This is a genomic window from Pseudomonas sp. NPDC098747 (genome assembly GCF_044760045.1).
In the GTDB taxonomy this organism is placed as follows: Bacteria; Pseudomonadota; Gammaproteobacteria; order Pseudomonadales; family Pseudomonadaceae; genus Aquipseudomonas.
This window is the reverse complement of record NZ_JBIWAL010000100.1, coordinates 6,476-9,504: the sequence shown is the minus strand read 5'-3', so window position 1 is coordinate 9,504 and position 3,029 is coordinate 6,476. Positions and strand designations below refer to the sequence as shown.

The window sequence follows — 3,029 nt, the reverse complement described above, 5'->3', positions numbered from 1 at the left end:
ATACTGATCCCAGAAAGCTTGTGTGGTACATCAGCCCTACGATATGGAAGTAGGCGCCGGCACTTTCCACACCGCGACCTTCCTGCGCGCCATCGGCCCGGAAACCTGGAACGCCGCTTACGTGCAGCCAAGCCGCCGCCCGACTGACGGCCGTTACGGCGAAAACCCGAACCGTTTGCAGCACTACTATCAGTTCCAGGTAGTCCTGAAGCCGAACCCGGACAACTTCCAGGAGCTGTACCTGGGCTCCCTCAAGCATGTCGGTCTGGACCCGCTGGTCCACGATATTCGCTTCGTCGAAGACAACTGGGAATCGCCGACCCTCGGCGCCTGGGGTCTGGGCTGGGAAGTCTGGTTGAACGGCATGGAAGTGACTCAGTTCACTTACTTCCAGCAAGCGGGCGGTATCGAGTGCTACCCGGTGACTGGCGAAATCACCTACGGTCTCGAGCGTCTGGCCATGTACCTGCAAGGCGTGGATTCGGTCTACGACCTGGTCTGGGCTGACGGCCCGATGGGCAAAGTCACCTACGGCGATGTGTTCCACCAGAACGAAGTTGAGCAATCCACCTATAACTTCGAACACGCCAACGTCGACAAGCTGTTCGAACTGTTCGACTTCTATGAAAGCGAAGCCAAGCGCCTGATCGAACTCGACCAACCACTGCCGCTGCCGAGCTACGAAATGGTCCTGAAGGCCTCGCACACCTTCAACCTGCTGGATGCGCGCCGGGCAATCTCGGTGACCGCGCGTCAGCAATATATCCTGCGCGTACGCACCCTGGCGCGTTCCGTTGCGCAAGCCTACCTGTTGGCGCGTGCCAAGCTGGGCTTCCCGATGGCGACCCCGGACCTGCGTGACGAAGTACTGGCCAAGCTGGAGGCTGCACAATGAGTGCGCAAGATTTTCTGGTTGAACTGGGCACCGAAGAACTGCCACCCAAAGCATTGAACACTTTGGCTGACGCGTTCCTCGCCGGTATCGACAAGGGCCTGCAAGCTGCCGGCCTGAGCTATGAAGCAAAAACCGTCTACGCCGCGCCGCGTCGTCTGGCTGTGCTGATTACCGCGCTGGCCACCCAGCAGCCGGATCGCAGCATCAACCTCGACGGCCCGCCACGTCAGGCTGCTTTCGATGCCGACGGCAATCCTACCCAGGCAGCGTTGGGCTTCGCCAAAAAGTGCGGCGTCGATCTGAGCGAAATCGATCAGAGCGGCCCGAAACTGCGTTACAGCCAAAGCATCGCCGGCAAACCGACCGCGAGCCTGCTGCCGACCATCGTCGAAGATTCGCTGAACGACCTGCCGATCCCGAAACGCATGCGTTGGGGTGCGCGCAAAGAGGAATTCGTGCGTCCGACCCAATGGTTGGTGATGTTGCTCGGCGACCAGGTCATCGATTGCACCATCCTCGCGCAGAAGGCTGGCCGTGATTCCCGTGGTCACCGCTTCCATCACCCGGAAAACGTGCGCATCGGTTCGCCGGCAAGCTACCTGTCCGACCTGCGTGCCGCTTACGTGCTGGCCGACGCCAACGAGCGTCGCGAGATCATCAGCAAGCGCACCGAAGAGCTGGCGACCCGTCAGGAAGGCACCGCGATCGTGCCGCCGGCGCTGCTCGACGAAGTGACCGCGCTGGTTGAATGGCCGGTGCCGCTGGTGTGCTCGTTCGAGGAACGCTTCCTCGACGTGCCGCAAGAAGCGCTGATCACCACCATGCAGGACAACCAGAAGTACTTCTGCCTGCTGGATGCCGACGGCAAGTTGCTGCCACGCTTCATCACTGTGGCCAACATCGAAAGCAAAGACCCGCAGCAGATCATCGCTGGTAACGAGAAAGTGGTTCGTCCACGCCTGACCGACGCCGAGTTCTTCTTCAAGCAAGACAAGAAGCAGAAGCTCGAAGTGTTCAACGATCGCCTGAAGAACGTGGTGTTCCAGGAAAAACTCGGCAGCGTCTATGACAAGGCCGAGCGCGTATCGAAACTGGCGGCTTACATCGCCGCACGCATCGGCGGCAACGCTTCGTGGGCTGCCCGCGCTGGCCTGCTGTCAAAGTGCGACCTGGCCACCGAAATGGTCGGCGAGTTCCCGGAGATGCAAGGTGTCGCCGGCTACTACTACGCCCTCAATGACGGCGAGCCGCAAGACGTCGCGCTGGCGCTGAACGAGCAGTACATGCCACGCGGTGCCGGTGCTGAACTGCCTGCGACCCTGACCGGTGCAGCCGTCGCAATCGCCGACAAGCTCGACACACTGGTCGGCATCTTCGGTATCGGCATGCTGCCAACCGGCAGCAAAGACCCGTATGCCCTGCGCCGTGCGGCACTGGGCGTGCTGCGCATCCTGATCGAGAAACAACTGGATCTGGATCTGAACGACGCCGTGGCTTTCGCCGTGAATGCGTTCGGTACCAAGGTCAAGGCTGCCGGCCTGAATGAGTCGGTACTGGAATTCATCTTCGACCGTCTGCGTGCGCGTTACGAAGACGAAGGCGTCGATGTCGCCACGTACCTGTCGGTACGTGCCCTGAAGCCGGGTTCGGCGCTGGACTTCGACCAGCGTGTGCAAGCGGTGCAAGCCTTCCGCAAACTGCCGGAAGCGGCAGCGTTGGCGGCGGTGAACAAGCGTGTTTCCAACTTGCTGAGCAAAGTCGAAGGCGCCGTGCCAAGCGTGGTTGAAGCCAAGTACTTCGACAACGCCTGCGAGTTCTCGCTGTACTCGGCGATCCAGCAGGCTGACCAGGCTGTACAGCCAATGGCTGCGGCGCGCCAGTACAACGAATCGCTGACACGCCTTGCTACATTGCGCGAGCCGGTGGATGCGTTCTTCGACGCGGTGATGGTCAATGCCGACGACGCCAAAGTGCGGGCCAACCGTTACGCGCTGCTGGCGCGTCTGCGTGGCCTGTTCCTGGGCGTTGCCGACATTTCGCTGCTGGGTTGAGGGATTGCTGTTTATATTGTTTTTTCTTGTTGTTGTGTTAGTGTTTTATTAAGAGTGTTTATCTTTGTTGTAGTCGTTTGATT

Annotated in this window: 2 protein-coding genes; both read left to right on the top strand. The window is 60.1% G+C overall.

What is annotated here, in order from left to right; genetic code table 11:
* The first annotated feature begins 22 nt into the window (after positions 1–22).
* The gene (glyQ, locus tag ACIQVE_RS28630) at positions 23–895 is read left to right on the top strand and encodes a glycine--tRNA ligase subunit alpha (protein ID WP_402815181.1); all 873 of its coding nucleotides are present in this window, start codon (positions 23–25) and stop codon (positions 893–895) included.
* Positions 892–2,946 carry a glycine--tRNA ligase subunit beta gene (gene glyS, locus ACIQVE_RS28625; protein ID WP_402815179.1) on the top strand — a complete coding sequence of 685 codons (2,055 nt, stop codon included), beginning with the start codon at positions 892–894 and terminating at the stop codon, positions 2,944–2,946. The genes glyQ and glyS overlap by 4 nt, the downstream gene beginning before the upstream one ends.
* The last annotated feature ends 83 nt before the right edge of the window (positions 2,947–3,029 follow it).

What these genes read in the sequence shown, in the direction of transcription:
- glyS (WP_402815179.1), top strand. Translation starts at nt 892, where the DNA reads ATGAGTGCGCAAGATTTTCTGGTTGAACTGGGCACCGAAGAACTGCCA.